Annotated in this window: 19 protein-coding genes and 1 pseudogene; 7 read left to right on the forward strand and 13 right to left on the reverse strand. The window is 70.7% G+C overall.

The features are described from left to right. Positions 1–14: 14 nt before the first annotated feature. From pstC to ACZ6QQ_RS13215, 3 genes are all read right to left on the reverse strand, one after another. Positions 15–1,088 (reverse strand): phosphate ABC transporter permease subunit PstC, encoded by a 1,074-nt coding sequence (pstC, locus tag ACZ6QQ_RS13205; RefSeq protein WP_465876219.1) that lies wholly within the window; start codon positions 1,086–1,088, stop codon positions 15–17. A gap of 9 nt (positions 1,089–1,097) precedes the next feature. Further along, a complete protein-coding gene (locus ACZ6QQ_RS13210; RefSeq protein WP_465876220.1) occupies positions 1,098–1,940 on the reverse strand; it encodes an LPXTG cell wall anchor domain-containing protein in 843 nt (280 codons plus the stop codon). Positions 1,941–2,100: 160 nt separating this feature from the next. Next, positions 2,101–2,424: a YegP family protein gene (locus ACZ6QQ_RS13215; RefSeq protein ID WP_465876222.1), complete on the reverse strand. Its 324-nt coding sequence runs from the start codon at positions 2,422–2,424 to the stop codon at positions 2,101–2,103. Between the two features lie 982 nt (positions 2,425–3,406). On the opposite strand from ACZ6QQ_RS13215, the gene ACZ6QQ_RS13220 reads away from it, so the two are divergent. Beyond that, positions 3,407–4,249: an NPP1 family protein gene (locus ACZ6QQ_RS13220; protein ID WP_465876223.1), complete on the forward strand. Its 843-nt coding sequence runs from the start codon at positions 3,407–3,409 to the stop codon at positions 4,247–4,249. A gap of 26 nt (positions 4,250–4,275) precedes the next feature. Here the strand turns inward: ACZ6QQ_RS13220 and ACZ6QQ_RS13225 are convergent, their stop codons facing one another. From ACZ6QQ_RS13225 to ACZ6QQ_RS13240, 4 genes are all read right to left on the reverse strand, one after another. Beyond that, complete coding sequence (locus tag ACZ6QQ_RS13225; protein WP_465876224.1) at positions 4,276–4,596, reverse strand: hypothetical protein; 321 nt, start codon at positions 4,594–4,596, stop codon at positions 4,276–4,278. Between the two features lie 23 nt (positions 4,597–4,619). Further along, complete coding sequence (locus ACZ6QQ_RS13230; RefSeq protein WP_465876226.1) at positions 4,620–5,045, reverse strand: nuclear transport factor 2-like protein; 426 nt, start codon at positions 5,043–5,045, stop codon at positions 4,620–4,622. Between the two features lie 44 nt (positions 5,046–5,089). Then, complete coding sequence (gene metH, locus ACZ6QQ_RS13235) at positions 5,090–8,740, reverse strand: methionine synthase (RefSeq protein ID WP_465876295.1); 3,651 nt, start codon at positions 8,738–8,740, stop codon at positions 5,090–5,092. A gap of 205 nt (positions 8,741–8,945) precedes the next feature. Beyond that, positions 8,946–9,779 carry an alpha/beta fold hydrolase gene (locus ACZ6QQ_RS13240; RefSeq protein WP_465876228.1) on the reverse strand — a complete coding sequence of 278 codons (834 nt, stop codon included), beginning with the start codon at positions 9,777–9,779 and terminating at the stop codon, positions 8,946–8,948. A 135-nt stretch (positions 9,780–9,914) separates the two neighbouring features. On the opposite strand from ACZ6QQ_RS13240, the gene ACZ6QQ_RS13245 reads away from it, so the two are divergent. Beyond that, the gene (locus ACZ6QQ_RS13245; RefSeq protein ID WP_465876296.1) at positions 9,915–10,925 is read left to right on the forward strand and encodes a sigma-70 family RNA polymerase sigma factor; all 1,011 of its coding nucleotides are present in this window, start codon (positions 9,915–9,917) and stop codon (positions 10,923–10,925) included. Here ACZ6QQ_RS13245 and ACZ6QQ_RS13250 read toward each other — a convergent pair. Beyond that, positions 10,907–11,359 carry a DUF4259 domain-containing protein gene (locus ACZ6QQ_RS13250; RefSeq protein ID WP_465876230.1) on the reverse strand — a complete coding sequence of 151 codons (453 nt, stop codon included), beginning with the start codon at positions 11,357–11,359 and terminating at the stop codon, positions 10,907–10,909. The two genes, ACZ6QQ_RS13245 and ACZ6QQ_RS13250, sit on opposite strands and share 19 nt — an antisense overlap. A gap of 253 nt (positions 11,360–11,612) precedes the next feature. Between ACZ6QQ_RS13250 and ACZ6QQ_RS13255 the strand changes: the two are divergent. Further along, positions 11,613–11,837: pseudogene (locus ACZ6QQ_RS13255) on the forward strand (VOC family protein); the annotation flags it as partial. A 328-nt stretch (positions 11,838–12,165) separates the two neighbouring features. On the opposite strand, the gene ACZ6QQ_RS13260 reads toward ACZ6QQ_RS13255, so the two are convergent. Beyond that, positions 12,166–12,999 (reverse strand): hypothetical protein, encoded by an 834-nt coding sequence (locus ACZ6QQ_RS13260; RefSeq protein ID WP_465876232.1) that lies wholly within the window; start codon positions 12,997–12,999, stop codon positions 12,166–12,168. Positions 13,000–13,191: 192 nt separating this feature from the next. Then, a complete protein-coding gene (locus tag ACZ6QQ_RS13265) occupies positions 13,192–13,722 on the reverse strand; it encodes a TetR/AcrR family transcriptional regulator (protein WP_465876233.1) in 531 nt (176 codons plus the stop codon). A gap of 97 nt (positions 13,723–13,819) precedes the next feature. Here ACZ6QQ_RS13265 and ACZ6QQ_RS13270 point away from each other — a divergent pair, with 97 nt between their 5' ends. Next, entirely contained in the window at positions 13,820–15,010 is a 1,191-nt protein-coding gene (locus ACZ6QQ_RS13270) for an FAD-dependent monooxygenase (protein WP_465876234.1), read from the forward strand. A 274-nt stretch (positions 15,011–15,284) separates the two neighbouring features. On the opposite strand, the gene ACZ6QQ_RS13275 is transcribed toward ACZ6QQ_RS13270, so the two are convergent. From ACZ6QQ_RS13275 to ACZ6QQ_RS13285, 3 genes are all read right to left on the reverse strand, one after another. After that, entirely contained in the window at positions 15,285–15,503 is a 219-nt protein-coding gene (locus ACZ6QQ_RS13275; protein ID WP_465876235.1) for a hypothetical protein, read from the reverse strand. Between the two features lie 194 nt (positions 15,504–15,697). Continuing rightward, positions 15,698–16,363, reverse strand: a complete 666-nt coding sequence (locus tag ACZ6QQ_RS13280; RefSeq protein WP_465876236.1) for a response regulator — start codon at positions 16,361–16,363, stop codon at positions 15,698–15,700. Continuing rightward, the gene (locus tag ACZ6QQ_RS13285) at positions 16,360–17,208 is read right to left on the reverse strand and encodes a sensor histidine kinase (RefSeq protein ID WP_465876238.1); all 849 of its coding nucleotides are present in this window, start codon (positions 17,206–17,208) and stop codon (positions 16,360–16,362) included. The genes ACZ6QQ_RS13280 and ACZ6QQ_RS13285 overlap by 4 nt, the downstream gene beginning before the upstream one ends. Before the next feature lie 112 nt (positions 17,209–17,320). Between ACZ6QQ_RS13285 and ACZ6QQ_RS13290 the strand changes: the two genes are divergently transcribed. From ACZ6QQ_RS13290 to ACZ6QQ_RS13300, 3 genes are read left to right on the forward strand one after another with little or no spacing between them, the layout of a single operon-like run. Beyond that, positions 17,321–18,034, forward strand: a complete 714-nt coding sequence (locus ACZ6QQ_RS13290; RefSeq protein WP_465876239.1) for an ABC transporter ATP-binding protein — start codon at positions 17,321–17,323, stop codon at positions 18,032–18,034. Continuing rightward, the gene (locus ACZ6QQ_RS13295) at positions 18,031–18,780 is read left to right on the forward strand and encodes a hypothetical protein (protein WP_465876241.1); all 750 of its coding nucleotides are present in this window, start codon (positions 18,031–18,033) and stop codon (positions 18,778–18,780) included. The genes ACZ6QQ_RS13290 and ACZ6QQ_RS13295 overlap by 4 nt, the downstream gene beginning before the upstream one ends. Continuing rightward, positions 18,777–19,418: a hypothetical protein gene (locus ACZ6QQ_RS13300; protein WP_465876242.1), complete on the forward strand. Its 642-nt coding sequence runs from the start codon at positions 18,777–18,779 to the stop codon at positions 19,416–19,418. Before ACZ6QQ_RS13295 ends, ACZ6QQ_RS13300 begins: the two co-directional genes overlap by 4 nt. Positions 19,419–19,561 lie beyond the last annotated feature (143 nt).

The following is a 19,561-nucleotide window of genomic DNA, read 5'->3' on the forward strand; positions in this document are numbered from 1 at the left end:
CTGCTCCGTCCCGGTCAGATCTCGGTGGTGGCGCCGCTGCGGCTGCGCGAGACCAGGATGGCCGCGAGCGTGTTGACGGCGAGCGTGATGAGGAAGAGCACCAGCCCGGCGGCGAGCAGGGCGGAGAGCTGGCCGGCGTCCGCGTCGCCGAACCGGACCGCGATCAGCGAGGAGGTGGTGATCGTGCCGTTCTCCAGGATCCGGAGCTTCACCTCGAAGGCGGTCGAGATGATGAAGACCACGGCGATGGTCTCGCCGAGCGCCCGGCCGAGCCCGAGCATCGCGCCGCCGATGATGCCGCCGCGCCCGAACGGCAGCACCACCGTCCTGATCACGCCCCACCGGGTGGCGCCCAGCGCCCAGGCCGCCTCCCGTTCGCCCTGCGGGGCCTGGGAGAAGACCTCGCGCATGACCGCGCAGGCGATGGGGAGCACCATCAACGACACGACCACCCCGGCGATGAAGGCCGACGAGGTGTAGCGGCTCTCGGCCCAGATGGCCGCGTTCGGGTCGACCGGGTCGGCGGCGGTGCCGACCTCGAAGAAGGGCAGCCAACCGGCGTACGCGTGCAGCCATCGCGCGAGCTGGATCAGCTCCGGCTGGAAGAACGCGAGCCCGACCAGCCCGTACACCACGCTGGGGACCGCCGCCATCAGGTCCACCGCGGAGACCAGGACCCGGCGGAGCCGGCGCGGGGCGTACTCGGTGATGAACAGCGCGGTGAGCAGGGCCAGCGGGAACGCGACCACGATGGCCACGGCGGCGACGAGTACGGTGCCGACGACCACCGCCGCGATGCCGAGGACGTTCCGCTCGGGATTCCAGTCGCTCTCGGTGAAGAACCGCCAGCCGTAGTTGCGCAGTGTCGGCACCGCCTGCACGGCCAGGAACGCCCCGATGCCGCCCATGATCAGCAGCATCAGTGCACCGGCCGTACGGGCACCGGTCCGGAACACCCGGTCCACCAGTACGGCGCCGCCCCCGGTCCGCCGACGCGGCTCGGTCCCGGCCTGCTCCTCGGCGCCGGCCCGGTCCTCGGCTGCGGACTGGTCTCCGGCGGCTCCGGACTGTTCTTCGGTCCTGCTCATTTCCGGACCTCAGCGGCCGGTCTGCGCGGTGGCGAGCAGTCGTTGCCGGCGGTCCCAGAGCATCAGCGCCGCACCGCTGGCGATCAGCACCAGGGCCAGGTAGAGGTAGGTGTCCAGGCCGCTACCAGTCCGGGGCAGCGTGCCGGCGGGCGGCTCGCTGACGGTCGGCGTCGGCGTCGGCGAGGCGGACTCGCTCTCGGTGGGCGTCGGGTCCGGTGACTCGGTCGGCGTCGCCGAGGGCGTCGGGGTGGGCGTCGGGGTGGGCGTCGGCGAGCTGGTCGGGGTCGCCGTGGGGGTGGCGGTCGGCGTACCGGTGGGGGTGGCGGTCGGGGTCGCGGTCGGCGTGCCGGTCGGGCCGCCCGTCACCACCTGCCACTGGCCGGCGGTGACCGCGATGCGCGCGGACAGTGTGTCCGGGGCGACGCTGAACTCGTCGTTGTAGCAGATCAGGTCGAGGGTGTACTCCCCCTCGGGCAGGTCGAACACGCCGCCGGCCTGCGCGCGGTCGGCAAGGGATTCGGTGACCGCGCCGCTCACCGGTGCCTGGTCCAGATCGGGGCCCGCCAGGGAGACCAGGCTGAACGGCGACACCGCGTCGTTGTAGACGAAGAGATCGGCCGCGGTGCCGAACCCGGCCGGGCAGGGACCGCTGGCGGTGAAGTTGGCGAACGGCGCCTCGGTGACGCTGCCTTCGGTCGGGTCGAGGGTGAGCGTGCCGACCTGGGCCGCTCCGGCCGGCGCGACGAGCACCGGTACGGCGACCGCTCCGATGGTCAACCCGGCGGCGATGGTCGCGGCTCCGAGCGATCGGGCGAGTCGTATCCGGGGTGGCAACGGCTGCCTGCGGGGCACGGTCCTTCTCCTCCTGTGGACGGGGGGTGACGGCGCGGGAATGCCCACGCGAAACTCGCGAGCCCAGACAATCGATGCGCGGTTACTGTGGCATCGCTGCCCGGTGAACGGACCACAAAGGACACGCCTCCGAGAAATGGCGGAACCGCGCGGGAATTGATCACCAGAACCGACCTCGCCGGCCGACGGTCGAGTCCACCACGGCTTCCGGCGCGGTTACCCGGAACCGTTCGAGTGCGTGGTGGCAGTCGATTCGCCGCTTGTAACTGCGCGGAGAGAGTGCCGTCAGCTTCCCGCCGTCGTCGAACATCCGCCACGTCCAATCCTGACCGGGGGTGGGCACGTGCACCAGTTCGATCAACGCGACCCGCGCCTCTTCGCGGATCTGGTGCACCGCCGTGAGCGCGGCGTCCATCGCCGGAAAGGTGGCCGCCGACATGCCGAGGACCCGATTGTTGGACGCCACCAGGCGCCAAATGATCATCCCTTGTAAGGTCCGATATATGCGGAACTGCGCGACCGGTCCGCGGTCAGCAGTCATACGAGATTGCTCCGTTCCGCCATCCGACACCCGAAGGGCATGGCTTCACATCGTGCGAGTCAGGGGACTTTACTCAGATAGGCCGCATATCGGGAACACCGGATGCTTCGGCCCTGAAGATGCATACTGCAAGTAGGCGATAACCGTCAGTGGATATGAGTGTGAACGCTTGGCGTGCTAGGCATGAACGCGAGACGGCCGGTCGTTTCATTTGCCGACGGGGATCAGAAAAGCGCGGTACCGAGTAATGCGTCCGCCATTCGTCCCGGTCCGCCGCCACAATTACCGCCCACCGATCATCGACCGTGCCGGGCCGGGCCCCGATTCGCGAACCACCCATCCACCCAGCTCCGACCGCGACCATAGGCAGCACCGCCCGAACCGGTGACTCCCGAACCCTCGTTCGGCACACCCATGATCAGAAACGCGTCCGCCCCGGCCGCCCTGATCCGGTCGCCCGGGAAATGCCCTCTCCACCGACCATTGGCCACGTCGGCGAACCGCGCCGACCTCGACAGATTCAGCCGGACGGCCCGTACCGGCGGACGACCGATCCACCCCGTCCCGAATCGCGACGTCACCCGTACGGAGAGGCGCGCACCCGGCACGTCCGCACGTCGTGATCAGAAACGCGGATGCCGATTCGGCGAGTGACGGACAGGGGACGTGCGCGCCGAGCCATATCGGCGTCCGGGCGCATTTCCCCGCCCTGACCGCCGATTCGGGTACGTGCCCCATCGACGAACGTTGGCCGTGCCGGGCCACCGCCCCTGCTCGGCAGGGCGTCCCGAGGCGTCCGTGCGCAGTTCACGGAATCTTCTCTTATGTGGACATTGACCCCAGGTCGCAAACGTGACATACAGGTGATCACGCATCGGCGGTGCACCGGCCGAGGCAAGTCGATCGATCCCAGGAGAGGCGAGGAATGGAACTCGTGTCATCGCCACCATCAGCCGTACCGGAGCCCACCACGGCCCGGTTCGTCGGCGCGTTCGTCGGGCGTCACCGCCGTACCCTGGTCCGGATCGCGGCCGGGTTGGCCGCGCTCGGGATCATGCTGCCCGCGACGGCGGCCTACGCCGACCCGCTCCAGAACCTGCCGCAGAACGCCGGTGGGTACGAGCAGTCGTTCTCCCCCGCCTACGACTACGACGGCGACGGCTGCTACGCGGTCTCGGCCATCAGCCCCAACGGCACGGTCAACCCCGGACTGAACACCACCGGGGCGATCAACGGCAGCTGCCGCGACCAGTCCGACCTGGACAACTCGCAGACCTACGCCCGCGCGAAGTGCAACAACGGCTGGTGCGCGGTCGTCTACGCCAGCTACTTCGAGAAGGACCAGGCGGTGCACGGCAGCGGCCTCGGCGGCCACCGGCACGACTGGGAGCACGTCATCTCCTGGATCAACCAGGCGTCCAACCAGGTCGAGTACGTGACCACCACCCAGCACAGCAGCCAGCGGACCTACCCGCGCTCGCAGGTACGTTTCGACGGCACGCACCCCAAGGTCGTCTACCACAAGGACGGCGCGTCGACGCACTTCTTCCGGCTCGCCAACGGCAGCGACGACCCGCCGGAGAACCACTACCACAACTGGCGCTACCCGCCGCTGGTGGACTGGAACGGCTACCCCAGCACCGCCCTGCGGACCACGCTGATGAACGCCAACTTCGGCTCAGCGACCATCAAGATCAAGGATGGCTCGTTCGAGTACCTGCTCAACGTCTCCAAGCCCGCCGGGATCCCGTTCGACCCGCAGGGCTGAACCAGGGCCGCCGCCGGAGACCCCTGTCAGCGGGCGGTCTCCGGCGGCGCCGTCCATGACGCGCCACCCACCCATCCCGCCGGCCAGCCGGGCAGTACGTGCTCCAACGGCCGTGGGATCCGATCCGGGTCGAGGGCCTGGACGAGCACGGTCGCGTACCGGGCCTTGCGACCGCTGGTCGTGCCCGGGAAGCGGCGCAGTTGCCGCTCGACCGCCCGTCCGCGTTGCGCGGGCTGGTTCTGGAAGAGCCGGAATCTGTCCAGGTCCCACTCGGTCGCGAGCACCCGCTCCACCCCGGCGGTGCCGAGCGCCCGGATCAGCTCGTCCTCCAGATCGGTGACGCACACTACCCACGAACCGGGACCGCCGATCAACGGCCGCCGCTTTCACCCCCGCCGGTGAAGAACTCCGCGTACGGGGTGTCCCTGAAGTGCTCGCCCATCAGCCGGTTGAACAGGAGCACGGACGACAGCGGCCGGTGATTCATGACCAGGTGCTGGGTCTGCCCCCGTTCGTTGCGGTAGACCACGGCGATGTTGGCGATGGGCTGACCCTGCACCCGCGACGAGTAGTCCTCGACGTATCCGTTGTCCCCGTACGGACCCACGTAGACGAACTCCTGGTACTCGTACAGGGTCACCGCGTGCGCCAACAGCGTCCGTACGGCGTCGGCGCCCCGGACGGTGCCGTAGAGCACGGCACCCTCCATCGTCACGTCGTCGGCCAGGTCGGCGAGCCAGGGCGGGCGGTAATCGTTCCGCCGCCGGCCCGGATCACCGCTCCCGAGGTAGGTCATGCCAGCAACATAACGCCCACGCCACGGTCAGCGGCCCGTTTCGTTCACCGCCCGGACTCGTAGCCGAGATTGGGGCGCAGCCAGCGCTCGACCTCGGGCAGCGCCAGGCCGCGCCGCTGCGCGTAGTCCTCGACCTGGTCCCGGCCGAGCCGCCCCACGGTGAAGTACCGCGACGACGGGTTGGCGAAGATCAGGCCGCTGACGCTCGCGGCCGGGGTCATCGCGTACGACTCGGTCAGGCCCATCCCGATCTCCTCGGCACCGAGCAGGTCGAACAGCCGCTGCTTCAGGCTGTGGTCGGGGCTGGCCGGGTAGCCGAGCGCGGGGCGGATGCCCCGGAACCGCTCGGCGTGCAGGTCCTCGATCGCCGGCTCGGCGTCCGGCTCGAACCAGTCCCGCCGGGCACGCAGGTGCAGGTACTCGGCGAACGCCTCGGCGAGCCGGTCGGCCAGCGCCTTGACCATGATCGCCCGGTAGTCGTCGTGCTGCGCCTCGAAGCCTGCGGCCAGCTCCTCGGCGCCGTGCACGGCCACCGCGAAGCCGCCGAGGTGGTCCCCGGCCGGAGCCAGGTAGTCCGCCAGGCACCGGTTGGGTCGACCGGCCGGCTTCGCCGTCTGCTGGCGCAGCATCGGAAAGCGGGGCTCGCCGGGCCCGTCGCCGGCGAGCACGATGTCGTCGCCGTCGCCGTGCGCCGGCCAGAAGCCGTACGAGCCGACCGCGTGCAGCGAGCCGTCCGCGATGATCTGGTCGAGCAGGGTGTTCGCGTCGTCGTAGAGCTCACGGGCCACCGGCTGGTCGAGGATCGCCGGGAACTTGCCCTTCAGTTCCCAGGCGAGGAAGAGGAACTGCCAGTCGATCATCTCGCGCAGCTCGGTCAGCTCCGGCCGGACCGTACGGGCACCGGTGAAGGCCGGTACGGGCAGTTCGTCGTACGGGACCTGTTCCCGGTTCGCCCGCGCCTGGTCGAGGGTCAGCAGGGCGACCCGCTCCCGCCCCTCGTGCTGCTCCCGCAGCCGCTCCTGCTCGGCCCGGTTGCGTCCGTCGAGCTCCTCGGCCCGCTGCGGGTTCAGCAGGTCCGACACCACCCCGACCACCCGGGACGCGTCCAGCACGTGCACGGTGCTGCGGTCGTACGCGGGCGCGATCCGTACCGCCGTGTGCTGCCGGGAGGTGGTGGCGCCGCCGATCAGCAGCGGCAGTTTGAGCCCGCGCCGCTGCATCTCGGCCGCGACCGAGACCATCTCGTCCAGCGACGGGGTGATCAGCCCGGACAGCCCGATCACGTCCGCGCCCTCGGCGACGGCGGTGTCCAGGATCCGGGCGGCCGGCACCATCACCCCGAGGTCGACGACCTCGTAGTTGTTGCAGCCGAGCACCACCCCGACGATGTTCTTGCCGATGTCGTGCACGTCGCCCTTGACCGTCGCCAGCACCACCTTGCCCTGGCCGCGACCGGCGTCGACGTGCCCGGCCAGCCGCCTCTGCTCCTTCTCCGCCGCCATGTACGGCTCCAGGTAGGCGACGGAACGCTTCATCACCCGCGCGCTCTTGACCACCTGCGGCAGGAACATCTTGCCGGAGCCGAACAGGTCGCCGACGGTCTTCATGCCGTCCATCAGCGGTCCCTCGATCACGTCGAGGGGGCGGGCCAGCTGCTTGCGGGCCTCCTCGGTGTCGTCCTCGATGAAGTCGACGATCCCGTGCACCAGCGCGTACGCCAGACGCTCGCGGACCGGCGCCTCGCGCCAGGAGAGGTCCACGGTCCGGCGGGTGCCGGAGCCGCTGACCGTCGAGGCGAACGTGACCAACCGGTCGGTGGCGTCCGGGCGACGGTCGAAGATCACGTCCTCGACGAGTTCGAGCAGGTCGGCGGGGATGTCCTGGTAGACGGCGAGCTGACCGGCGTTGACGATGCCCATGTCCAGCCCGGCCCGTACGGCGTGCAGCAGGAACGCCGAGTGCATCGCCTCACGTACCACGTCGTTGCCGCGGAAGGAGAACGACAGGTTGGAGATGCCGCCACTGGTCCTGGCCCCCGGGCAGCGCTCCTTGATCAGTGGCAGCGCGTCGATGAACGCCTTCGCATACCCGTTGTGCTCGGCGATGCCGGTCGCCACGGCCAGGACGTTCGGGTCGAAGACGATGTCCTCGGGCGCGAAGCCGGCCTGCTGGGTGAGCAGGTCGTAGGCGCGGGCGCAGATCGACACCTTGCGCTCGACGGTGTCGGCCTGGCCGAGTTCGTCGAAGGCCATCACGACCACGCCGGCCCCGTAGTCCCGGATCCGGCGGGCCTGGGCGAGGAACGACTCCTCCCCTTCCTTCAGGCTGATCGAGTTGACCACGCCCTTGCCCTGTACGCAGCGCAGTCCCGCCTCCAGCACGCTCCACCGCGAGCTGTCGATCATGACGGGGATCCGGGCGACCTCCGGTTCGGTAGCGATCAGGTTCAGGAAGGTGGTCATCGCCCGCTCGCTGTCGAGCAGGTCGGCGTCCATGTTGACGTCGAGGATGTTGGCGCCGCCGCGTACCTGTTCCAGGGCGACGTCGACGGCGCCCTGGTGGTCGCCGGCCTCGATCAGCCGGCGGAACCGGGCCGAGCCGGTGACGTTGGTCCGCTCGCCGATCATCACGAAGCCGGTGTCCGGTCCGATCGCGAACGGCTCCAGCCCGCTGAACCGGGTCTGGGCCGGCGGTGCCGGCACCGGCCGGGTCGGGCGCCCGGCGACGGCGGCCGCGACCTGCGCGATGTGCTCCGGGGTGGTGCCGCAGCAGCCGCCGACGATGTTGACCATCCCGTCGTCGGCGAACTCGCGGATCAGCCGACCGGTCTCCTCGGGCTGCTGGTCGTAGCCGCCGAACGCGTTCGGCAGGCCGGCGTTCGGGTGGCAGGCGACATAGGTGTTGGCCAGCCGGGACAGGTCGGCGACGTGGGGCCGCACCTCGGCGGCGCCGAGCGCGCAGTTGACCCCGACCACCAGCGGCTCGGCGTGCTCGATCGAACTCCAGAAGGCCTCGACGGTCTGCCCGGACAGGGTACGGCCGCTCAGGTCGACGATGGTCACCGAGATCCACAGCGGCAGCTCCGGCGCGACCTCGCGGGCCGCCGCGATCGCCGCCTTCGCATTGAGCGTGTCGAAGATCGTCTCGATCATCAGCAGGTCGACCCCACCGTCGCGCAGCGCCCGGATCTGCTCCGCGTAGGCGTCCCGGACCCGGTCGAACGACACCGCCCGGTAGGCCGGATCCTCCACCCGGGGCGAGAGCGACAGGGTCACGTTCAGCGGGCCGACCGAGCCGGCGACGAACCGGCCGCCGACCTCGTCGGCGGCCTGCCGGGCCAGCTGGGCGCCGCGCAGGTTCATCTCCCGGACCAGCGATTCCAGGCCGTAGTCGGCCTGCGCGATGCTCGTCGCGGTGAAGGTGTTCGTCGTGGTGATGTCCGCGCCGGCCGCCAGGTAGCGCCGGTGTACGTCGAGAATCACGTCCGGCCGGGTCAGGTTCAGCAGATCCGGGTCGCCGGTCACGTCGTGCGAGTGGTCCGGCAGCAACTCGCCCCGGTAGTCCGCCGGGGTGAGCCCGGCACCCTGCAACATCGTGCCCCAGGCCCCGTCCAGCACCAGGATGCGCTGGTCCAGCAGCTCCCGGAGGGCACGGGTACGGGCCTCGCGGTCATCGACGCGACTCGAAGACGTGATCACTGGCAACCTCCGCTGTTGAGACGGAGGCGCCCTTGCGGTCAAGGTCGAAACGACCGGTCGAGCGTGGCGGGCGTCTTTGCCCGTTGCAGCGCCTCTCGACCTGAGGACGAAGAATACCGGATTAACCGCCAGTGGGCAGAAAGCCGGCACTGGGTGGGACGGAGATCTCGGCGTACCCGTCATGATCACGCCGATCGATCGTTCAGCTGTCGCGCAGGAGCGCGCGCAGTCGGGTGGCGAACCGCTCGGGTTCGTCGGCGAAACCGGTGTGGTCGCCGGGGAACATCGTCGGCTCCACGCCGAGCCCCACCGCCAGCGCCCGCGACGTACGGTCGCAGAGCTGACCGTCGGACTCCTCCCCGATGCCGACCACGATCCGGGTCCCCACCGAGCGTAGGGCGGCGAGGTCGGGGCGCCAGTGGGTGGTGCCGCGCAGTTCGTGGGCGAACCAGCGGGACTCGTCCACCGCCTGCTGCGGCTCGCGTTCCCCGCCGAACACCATCTCGAACACCTCCTCCGGCATGGTGATGTTGGCCTGGGCCAGGAACTTCGCCCACGCTCCCGGCGCGTCGCCGGCACGATGGGTGGCGACGATGTCGTCGGTCTCGGCGTGGATCCGCTCGCGGTCCGGGAGCAGCTCGACCAGGGGTGGCTCGTGCGCGATCACGGTGTGCACCTGACCGGGGTGGGTCTGGGCGAGCGCCAACGCGCTGACCGCGCCCCCGCTGGACCCCAGGACGGCGGCCGGGCCGGCGTCGAGTTGGGTCAGGAGCCGGGAGAGGTCGTCGGCGCGCAGTTGCGGGGTCGAGTCCTGCTCGGGGTCGTCCACCGGGCTGCGGTTGATGCCGCGCGGATCCGTGGTGAGCACGGTGTGGTCGGCGGCGAGCAGGTCGGCCAGCGGCGCGAAGGACCTGGCGTCCATCGGGGCACCGACGAGCACCACGAGCGGACCCCGGCCCCGGATCTCGTAGTGCAGGTGCGCGCCGGGGACCGCGAGGGTACGGGCCGCGGCGGGGACGGTCGAGGTCTCAGACAACGGAATCTCCTGGCTCGTGCGGTCTATTCGGTCACAGGGAATGACTCCCGCCGTGAGGCAGAATCGTCGCTCGTGAGCAACCTTTCTTCTGCGCGGCACCCGAGCACGGCGGAAGAGGAGGCCGGGGATCTCGACCTGGTACGGGCGCGCGACGGCGACAACGCCGCGTTCACCCGCCTCGTCCAGCCACTACGCCGGGAGTTACACGCCCACTGCTACCGGATGCTCGGCTCGACCCACGACGCCGACGACGCGCTCCAGGACGCCCTGCTGCGGGCGTGGCGGGGCATCGAACGCTTCGAGGGGCGCAGTTCGCTGCGCTCGTGGCTGTACACGGTGGCCACCCGTACGTGCCTGGACCTCGCCGAGGCGCGCGGCAGGCGGGCCCTGCCCGTGGACCTCGGCCCGTCCAGCGACCACGTCGTGGTGAACAACCCCCCGTTGGCCAGGGCGTGGCTGGGCCCGTACCCCGACGCCGGCATGCCGGACGGGCCGGCCGGCCCCGGGGCGCGCTACGAGCAGCGCGAGGCCGTCGAACTCGCCTTCGTCGCCACCCTGCAACATCTGCCGGGAAACCAGCGGGCGGCGCTGCTGCTCTTCGAGGTCCTCGGCTTCTCCGCCGCCGAGATCGCCACCATGATGGACACCTCGACCACGTCGGTGAACTCCGCCCTGGCCCGAGCTCGCAAGGTGGTCGCGGAGAAGGTCCATCCCCCCGCCCAGCAGCAGACGCTACGGAAGATCGGCGACGTCCGCCTACGGGAGATCGTCGCCGGGTATGCCACCGCGCTGGAGCGAGGGGACGCGGATGCCCTGGTCGCCCTGCTGACCGAGGACGTCACCTGGTCGATGCCGCCGCTGCGACACTGGTACCACGGAATCGCGGCCGTCACCGACTTCGCCGTGCAGATCCCGCTCACCCGGTGCGGCTCCTGGCGGCACCTTCCCACCAGCGCGAACGGCCAGGCCGCCGTGGGCTGCTACCGGTGGAACGCCGAGGCCGGCGCACACCTCGCCTGGTCGATCGACGTCCTGACGCTGCGCGGCGAGCGCATCAGCCAGATCACCGCGTTCCTCGGCGCCGACCACTTCGCACCCTTCGGACTTCCCGCCTCCCTGTCCCTGAATCAGGAAGTAGCCGATTGAAGCACTCCGGCAATGCTTGCTACCCGCCCTACCGCAGCATCGCGATCGCCTTCGAGAAGCCATGAGGAGAACCACTCGCCGTCCACTCCGGTGACCCCGCGAAGAGCCGCAAGCGCCAGACACGCCAGCGTGGAGTCTGGTTCGCGGAGGATGGCGGCAGACCATTCGTCCTCGGCGTTCTCCCCCGCGTCGGGGTCGAAATCACCCTCCTCAAGATTCACGACTATCGCGCCGCCCGGCAACGCCAAGGCGACGACAGCCGAAGCGGCGACGACTTCCTTCGGCCAGATTCGCTCCGAAGGCGACGAACCGAGCGCACTAGTGAAAATCCCACGGAAGTGCTCCAACTTCTGGTCTTCATTCATTTCAGCAAGCTCGTCCAGAAGATCCATCGCCTGGTCGTTGTCAAACGGCCCCGAACTCCACGTACCCACAAGTAGTAGGTACTCCCTGCTTTCACCGGTACGCCGCCTGGGCCTGACTCTGCAGGCTCACTCGCTACGCGTGGCGGACAACGACCTATGTGGTTCACGGTGCAGTCGGGTCGTCCGGTCGGGCTGCCATGGTCTCGGCGTACCCGGGGGATCGGCGTGGACCAGCCGTCTACCCTCTGCCCGCGCTACGGCTTCTGCCCGGACAGGAACCGTACACTGTACGGAACACGGTCCGCGCTCGTTTCATCCTCGTTTGGAGACGCTTCCGCAGGACCAGCGCGACGACCACGCGTCCGGCCTGATCCTCGCCTTCGTCGTCGACGACCTCGAAGGAGAGTCGGCCCGCCTGCGGGCCGAGGGCATCGTCATCACCATGCCACTGACGGTGGAGCAGTGGGGCGAACGCGCTTTCCAGGTGAAAGACCCCAACGGCGTCATCATCCAGCTCGTCGACTGGAACGGGCCCACCGGCGGCTGATCGATCGCTGGGGCGCGGCAGCCATCGCCCTCACCGCCGAGCTCACCCGCATCGACAGCGAACTGGCCGACCTGACGGTCGCCCGTACCACACCCTGCGCGGCGGCCAGCCCTACCCAGCCGGCGGCCAGCCCGAGCGGACCGCAGGCCGATCCGGTGCCGGCCGCCAGGGGCTGACCGGCGCGCTCGGGAGAGCGCGCCGGTCACCAGGAATGTCGCCGACCTCGACGAGCAGCCGAGGGGCGCCTGAGGGTCCGATGCCGACGGTGGCCAGCGGGCCGACGAGCGGAGTAGCGGCCCTGATGGTGCGTGGCGCGGGAGCGTGGCGGCTATCCGGCCCGATACCGGGCAATCGCGGCGGCGGCGGCCTCGTCGTCCTCGTAGTAGCGCATGAACCGCTCGACGGAGCCGCCGGCCTCCAGCACGTTCAGCGCGATGGCCCGGACCTCCCGTGCCACGTCGGGGTCGCCCGATCCGCCTGCGTCGTCCGGGATGTCGAGGATGGCTGCCATCACCGGTGTGACCACCGGACCGTGGCGGCCGGAGACTGCCCGCACCAGGTGGGCTCGTTGCGGCCAGGTGTCCAGCGAGGGGTACGCGTCGACCAGAGCCTTGAGCAGGTCTTCTCCGAACGGCTGGCGTAGCTTCTCGATCGCGTCGCGGTCGCCGGCCCGAATCGCCGTCAGCAGGGCGCGCAGCAGGCTGGCGTCGCTGATGTCGTACTGCCGGGCACGGACGTCCTCCACCCGGTGCTCCCCGTTCACCACGGTCACCACGGCGGCAAGTTCGAAATACCACAGGCGGTCGGCGTACATCTCCTGTTCGATCGCCCCGGCGAGGTCGTTCCGCCCATGCTCACGGAGCCGGTCGACGGCGTAGCGGAGATAGTCGCGGGTGCCGCCGACCACCGTCGTCCCGTACGGGAGACGCCGTCGCGGCAGCTCGTACTCGCCGGCCAGCGCGGTGACCGCGAGCAGCCGCTCGCCGTGGTCTCCCGGCATCCGCCACACCGCGTCGAGCTCGTCGGGCTCGGTCGGATCGCCGTCCGTGCCCCAGAGGCGGACCGCTTCGGGAAACACCTGTTGCACATAGCTCGTGGCGCACAGCCGGGCGATCGTCCGGTCCGCCTCCCAGACTGCGCGGCTCGTCGCTTCGTGAACCATCCGGCCTCCAAACTTCGCCGCCGATCCCGGCGTCAGCCCGACAGGTTACCGCCGAGAAGGGACCGGCACGTCGGCGATACATGGGACAGGTTTTCGTGCACATCGACGCCGCGACGGCGTTCGCACCTCGCCGCAAGCAGGTCGGCTACGAAACGCGTGCCGCCAACTCTGCAACCTCTCAGACCGCAGGGTTCAGGCCAGGGCGTCACAGGCCGCGTCGAGTACGACCTCACGCAGCGCCCGTGGTGGCACCTCGGGCAGGACGATCGTGCAGTCGCCGAGCCCTCCGATGGCCAACTGGGCCCGAGCCAGCCGGGCCAGCGACGGCTCGGGGCCGACCAGCATCGTCACCAGCGTCTGCCGCCACCGCCCCACCGCCACGGCCAGGTCGACCATCGCGAGGATGCTCGGGTCGCGCATGATCATCATGGTGATGTCCCGGTGCCGGTAGACGACGTCGAAGTAGACACCGAGCACCTCACGCGGCTCGGCGCCGGGCGCGATCGAGGCGAGCGCGGCCTCCGTGTCGTCGATGAGCGGCTGTACCAGGCTGCGGACCAGGTCTTCCCGGGACGCGAAGTGGTAGTAGAGCGCCGGCTTCGTGACGCCGACCCGCTCGGCGATCTCCCGGAGGCTGACCTGGTGTACGCCCTTGAGCGCGATCAGGTCCAGTGCCGCGCCGCGAATGCGATCGGCGGTCTCGGTGGATCTCGCTCGGGGCACGGCCGAATTCTACTTATCGACAGGCAGGCATTGATGTCGATCTGACTGGTCACGTTTACTTACCGGTAGGTAAACCTTCGTCGCGAGAGGACGGACCATGCATGCGCTCATATCGGGGGCCAGTGTCGCGGGGCCGGTGCTGGCCTACTGGCTGTGCCGTAACGGCTGGCGGGTGACGGTCGTGGAACGTACGCCGCGACCGAGGGTGGGCGACGGCGGACACGCGGTGGACCTCTTCGGCCCGGCGGTCGAGGTCATCGAGCGGATGGGCCTGCTGCCGCGCGTCCGCGACGCCCGCACCCGCAACGACACGGTCACGCTCCTGCGGGACGGGCGCGCGCCGATCACCGTCGCCGTGGCCGACCTGGCCACCGGCATCTCCGGCCGGCACGTCGAGATCATGCGCGGCGCCCTGGCCGGGATACTCCACGAGTCCACCCGCGACGACGTCGACTACCGGTTCGGCACGGTCATCGAGGGGCTCGACGGCACCACCGCGCTGCTCTCCGACGGCAGTACGATCGCCGCCGACCTGGTCGTGGGGGCGGACGGCCTGCACTCGGCGGTGCGCCGCCTGGTCTTCGGCCCGGAGCGGAACTACCGCCGATTCCTCGGCGCCTACCTGGTGGTCTACACGCTGCCGGACGTACTCGGCACCGGGCCGACGATCGCCGCCTTCACCGCGCCGGACCGGGCCGGGACCGTGTACCCGACGCTGACGCCGGGCCAGTCGCGGGCGCTCTTCCTGGTACGGACGCCGGACGAGATCGTCTACGAGCGTCACGACCCGGCGGCACGGGCAACCGTCGCCCGGAAATTGATCGGGGACGCGCTCGGTTCGCGGGTCGCGGCGGTTCTGGATCACCTCGAAAGGGCCGACGACCTCTACCTCGACGACATCTCGCAGATCCGGATGGACTCGTGGTCGCGCGGGAGGGTGACGCTGGTCGGTGATGCGGGCTACGGGCCCGGACCGGCGGTCGGCGGCGGGACCAGCCTGGCGGTCGCCGGGGCGTACGTGCTCGCCGCCGAGTTGGGGGCCGGCGAGGACATCCCGGGGGCGTTGGCTCGCTACCAGGCGACGCTGGCGCAGCCGGTTCGCGACGGGCTCCGGGTCGGTCCGGCGCTGCTCGACGCGATCGTTCCCCGGTCGCCGGCGCAGGTCTGGATCGCGGCGCAGGCCATGCGGCTGCTGCCGCGCCTGCCGATGCCACTGCGGCGCCGGCTGACCTCCTTCGGCGGCGGGCCGGCGGCGATGCTCGACGGCCTGGCGCTGCCGCCGGGCTGAGGGGTAACACCAGCCGAGGTCACATATCCGCGCACGCAGCCAGGCAGAAAGCCGGGTGCGTACTCTTCGAGCCGGTCGGGACCGACCCGGAACCACGGGCAGCGCGGCCTGGTGCGGGCGCTGTGTAGCGAGATCATGCGGATGGCTCGCGATCTCGGTGCCACCCAGGCGATCGTCGGTCCCCGTGGCGACGATGGCTATCCGGTGCCACGTCGCCTCTACGCAGGGCTCGAAATGCGCGAGGTGGCACAGTTCGTCTCGTTGACCACGCTCGTCACGAGGTCGTGTCGAGGTAGACCTCCACGTCGTAGAGGAGCCGCACCGGTTCGCCGTTGGTCACTCCCACGAAGATCGGCTCGCCAGCGGGCGTACGGCCATGCCGCCACACCTCCTCGCGGGCAGCGTCCCGGGACTCCCTGTGAACCTTCCCGGCACGGTGCAGGTCCAGCACACGCCGGGCGGTCGCCCGATCACTCGGCAACTGGACTCGCATCAGGGGCACCCTGATCGTCTCCTTTCCGACGGCACGGAGGGCCCGACCACGCGCCGGCTGCCCGGCGTCTCGCCGTGACGGCGCATCGCGGCCCAGGTCACTGTCCGCGCACGCCTCCATCCTGTCGATCCGTTCGGGCCGGAGCATCTCGATTTCCGGACCGGAGCACTCCCACCCGGTCGTCACGCCGGGTCTCAGGGGCGTGGGCGTACCAGCCCGGCGTCGAATGCCGCGATCACCAGTTGCGCCCGGTCGCGTGCGGCCAGCTTCGCTATCAGGTGGGTGATGTGCGTCTTCACCGTCTTCACCGAGATCGCCAGGGCGGTGGCGATCTCGTCGTTCGACAGACCGCCGCCGATCAGCGTCAGCACCTCGACCTCGCGGCCGGTCAGCCGCCCGAGTGCCGGTGTCGGCCGGTCCGGGCGGGGTGCGGCGACGTAGTGCGCGACGAGACGGGTCAGGATCGACGGCGCGAACAGCGACTCGCCTCGGTGGGTACGACGGATCGCCTCGATCAGTTCCTCCGGGCGGGCGTCCTTGAGCAGGAAGCCGGACGCGCCCGCGTGCAGCGCCTCGTAGACGTACTCGTCGAGCTCGAACATGCTCAGGACCAGGACACGGGCGGTGGACAGGGCCGGGTCCGCGCAGATGCGGCGGGTCGCCTGGAGGCCGTCGAGGTGCGGCATTCGTACGTCCATCAGGATGACGTCGGGGCGGGTGGCGCGGGCGCAGGTCACCGCGTACGCACCGTCGCCGGCCTCGCCGACGACCATCAGGTCCGGCTCGTTGTCGATGATCATCGCGAGGCTCTGTCGGAGCAGCGGCTGGTCGTCCACCAGCAGCACGCGTACGGCGGTCACGACGTCTCGTCCGGGATCCGTGCGGTGAGCCGGAAGCCTGAGTCGACGTGCTCCGCCGAGAGCGTGCCGCCGAGGCTGCCGACCCGCTCCCGCAGCCCCGCCAGTCCGTGTCCGGCGCCCGGCGACGCCCGCCACCCGTCGACCGACGGACCGGCGTCCGCCACCGTGACCACCACGTACGCGCCGTCCCGGTGCACCCGCACCCGTACGTCCGTCGGTCCCGCGTGCCGTGCCGCGTTACTGAGCGCCTCGCGCACGATCTTGGCGGCGGCGACCTGCACACCCTGCGACACCGGGCCGATCGGCTCGACCGTCAACCGGGTCCGAAGCCCCGCGAGCGACGCGCCGTGCACGATGGCGGGCAGGTCGTCGAGGTTGTCGACCGGCGTACGGCGACCGGCGGCCGACGGCTCGCGCAGGACCGCGAGCATGCGGCGCAGTTCGGCGGTGGCGTGCCGGCTCGCGTCCTCGATATCGGTCAGCGCCGACTCCACCTCGACGGGCTTGGACAGGTGCCGGGTCGACGCCGCGCGGACCGTGATCAGACCCAGGCCGTGCGAGACGATGTCGTGCAGGTCGCGGGCGATCCGCAGCCGCTCGGCGAGCACCGCCTCGGATGCGGCCCGGGCGGTCAGCCGTGACTCGTACGCGGTCCGGTCGGCGCGGGACCGCCGCACCGCCCACACGGCGGCCGCGACCGCGGCGCCGACGATCAGCGGCGGCAGTACGGTCGCGAGCGGGCCCGTCGTGCCGACCGTACACATGGCCATCACCAGCACGCTGATCACCACGGCGACCACCGGCACGGCCCTGGACCGCCCGAGCGGGCGCGATGGGGCGTTCACCGTGCCGACTGTAGTTCTCCGACCAGGGTCTGACGGTCCGTGGACCGACCCGGCCGCCATGATCCGAGAACGGTCCGATGCGCGGGGTCGGGAACACCGGTTGACTCGACCTATGATCACGATCGATCGCGTCAGCAAGATCAAGAACCGGAAACAGATCCTGTACGACGTCTCCTTCGAGGCCCACCCCGGTCGGGTCACCGGTTTCCTCGGGCCGAACGGAGCCGGCAAGACGTCGACCCTGCGCATCCTGCTCGGCCTGGACCGCCCGGGCGGCGGGACGGCGTTGATCTGCGGGCGCCCGTACCGGAAGCTGGACCGCCCGCTCACGACGGTGGGTGCGCTGCTCGACGGCAGTGGTGCGCACCGGGCCCGTACGGCCCGCGCCCACCTGCGCTGGGTGGCGGCGAGCAACGGCCTGCCGGACTCCCGCGTCGACGAGGTCCTCGAAATGGTGGGCCTGACCGGCGACGCGGGCAAACGTGCCGGTCGATTCTCGCTCGGCATGAGCCGCCGGCTCGGGCTCGCCACCGCACTGCTCGGCGACCCGGAGGTGCTGGTCCTGGACGAACCGGTCAACGGGCTCGACCCAGCCGGGATCCGCTGGATGCGCGAGTTCCTGCGGGACAGCGCCGCGTTGGGCCGGACCGTCCTGCTCTCCAGCCACCTGATGGGGGAACTGGCCGAGACCGTCGACGACGTCATCGTGATCGACAGGGGCCGGGTCGTGGTCCACGGCGGGCTCGCCGAGGTCGTCGGCGGTCACCGTACGCTGGAGGACGCCTTCCTCGCGCTGACCGCCACCGAGGCGGGTGGCCCGTGGTGAACCTGGTCCGCGCCGAGCTCCGTAAGCTGCTCGGCCTGCCCACCGCCTGGGTCGGCCTGGTGCTGGGCACGCTGGTGGCACCCGTGATCGTGCTGCTCAACGCCCCGTACACCCGCCGCGCGATCGCCGCCGGCACCCTGGCCGACGTCTCCGACCTGGGCCTGCGCGACCTGGGTATCGGCCTGATCGGCCCGATGTTCCTCGGCGTGGTCGCGCTCAGCAGCGAGTACACCTCCACCGGCCCGGACGCGCCGGGCGCCCGCCAACTCACCGCGACGCTCACCGCGATCCCCCACCGGTCACGTCTGCTCGCCGCGAAGACCACCGCGCTGGTGCTGGTCGTGGCGGCCCAGGCGACGGTCACCGCGACCGTGACGCTCACCCTCACCCAGCTGCTGCACGGCGCGCACGTGCCGGCACCCGCCCCGGCCCGGGTCGCCGCCGCGATCCTCTACTGGACGCTGACCGCCCTACTGGCGTACGCGATCACGCTCATCACCCGCAACGGCATCGTGCCGCTGACGCTGCTGATCATCAACAGCACCGTCGTCTCCGTGTCGTACCTGCTGACGAAGGTCACCGATGTCGCCGCCTACCTGCCCGACATCGTCGGCGCGCAGATGTTCGTCCGGGGCGCGGACTTCCCGGTCGAGATCGCCCCGGTGACCGCCGGCCTGGTGATGACCGCCTGGGTGGTCGCACTGCTGACGGTCGGTGCCGTGCTGTTCCGGCGGCGGGACGCGTGAACACCACCCGCGCGGAGCTGCGCAAGCTGCTGACCCTGCCGTCGCTGCGCCTGACCGTACTGCTCACCTGGGCCGCCAACCTGCTGCTGACGTACGCGTATCTCTCCGCCGGGTCGCGCGGTGAAGCGCTCGCCGCCGACGCCGCCCTGGCTCCGCTCGGCTACGCGCAGGCGGGGTTCCTGGTGTTCGGCGTGCTCGCGGCCGGGTCCGAGTACCAGGCGGGCGGCCAGATCCGGACCACCCTGCTCGCCACCCCCCGCCGCCTGCCGTTGCAGGCGGCGAAGGCCCTCACCCTGGTCGCGGTGACGCTGCCGGTGGCCGCCGTCACCGCCGCCACCTGCGCCCTGCCGGCCGGTGAGGTCGGTCGGGCGCCGGCCGCGACCGTGTGCCTGACGCTCACCACTCTGTTCGCGGCCGCGGTGGCCGGTGTCGTCCGTCGCGCGGAGGCCGCCGTGGTGCTGCTCCTCGTCCTCTACTTCGTCATGGGCCCGCTCCTGCGCAGCCGGTCCGATGCCGTCGGCGCCTACCTGCCGGACACCGCCGTCGTCGACCCGTCCCGTGGTGCCGCCGCCGCGACAGTGTGGACAGTCGCCGCCCTCGTGTTCGCGGTCGTCACGCTCCACCGCCGCGACGCGTAGCACCCGGTCGCCGGGGCACCGCTTCTCCGGCCGCGTCATCGGTGACCGGGTAGCGGCTCGGGCGCCGGGGAAGCCGTTACCGAAGTGCTGAGTTCTCGGCCCCGGTTACGGCGTTCGGCGACGTCGAAATCGCGGATTCGTCG

It is taken from the genome of Micromonospora sp. NPDC049529 (genome assembly GCF_055586685.1).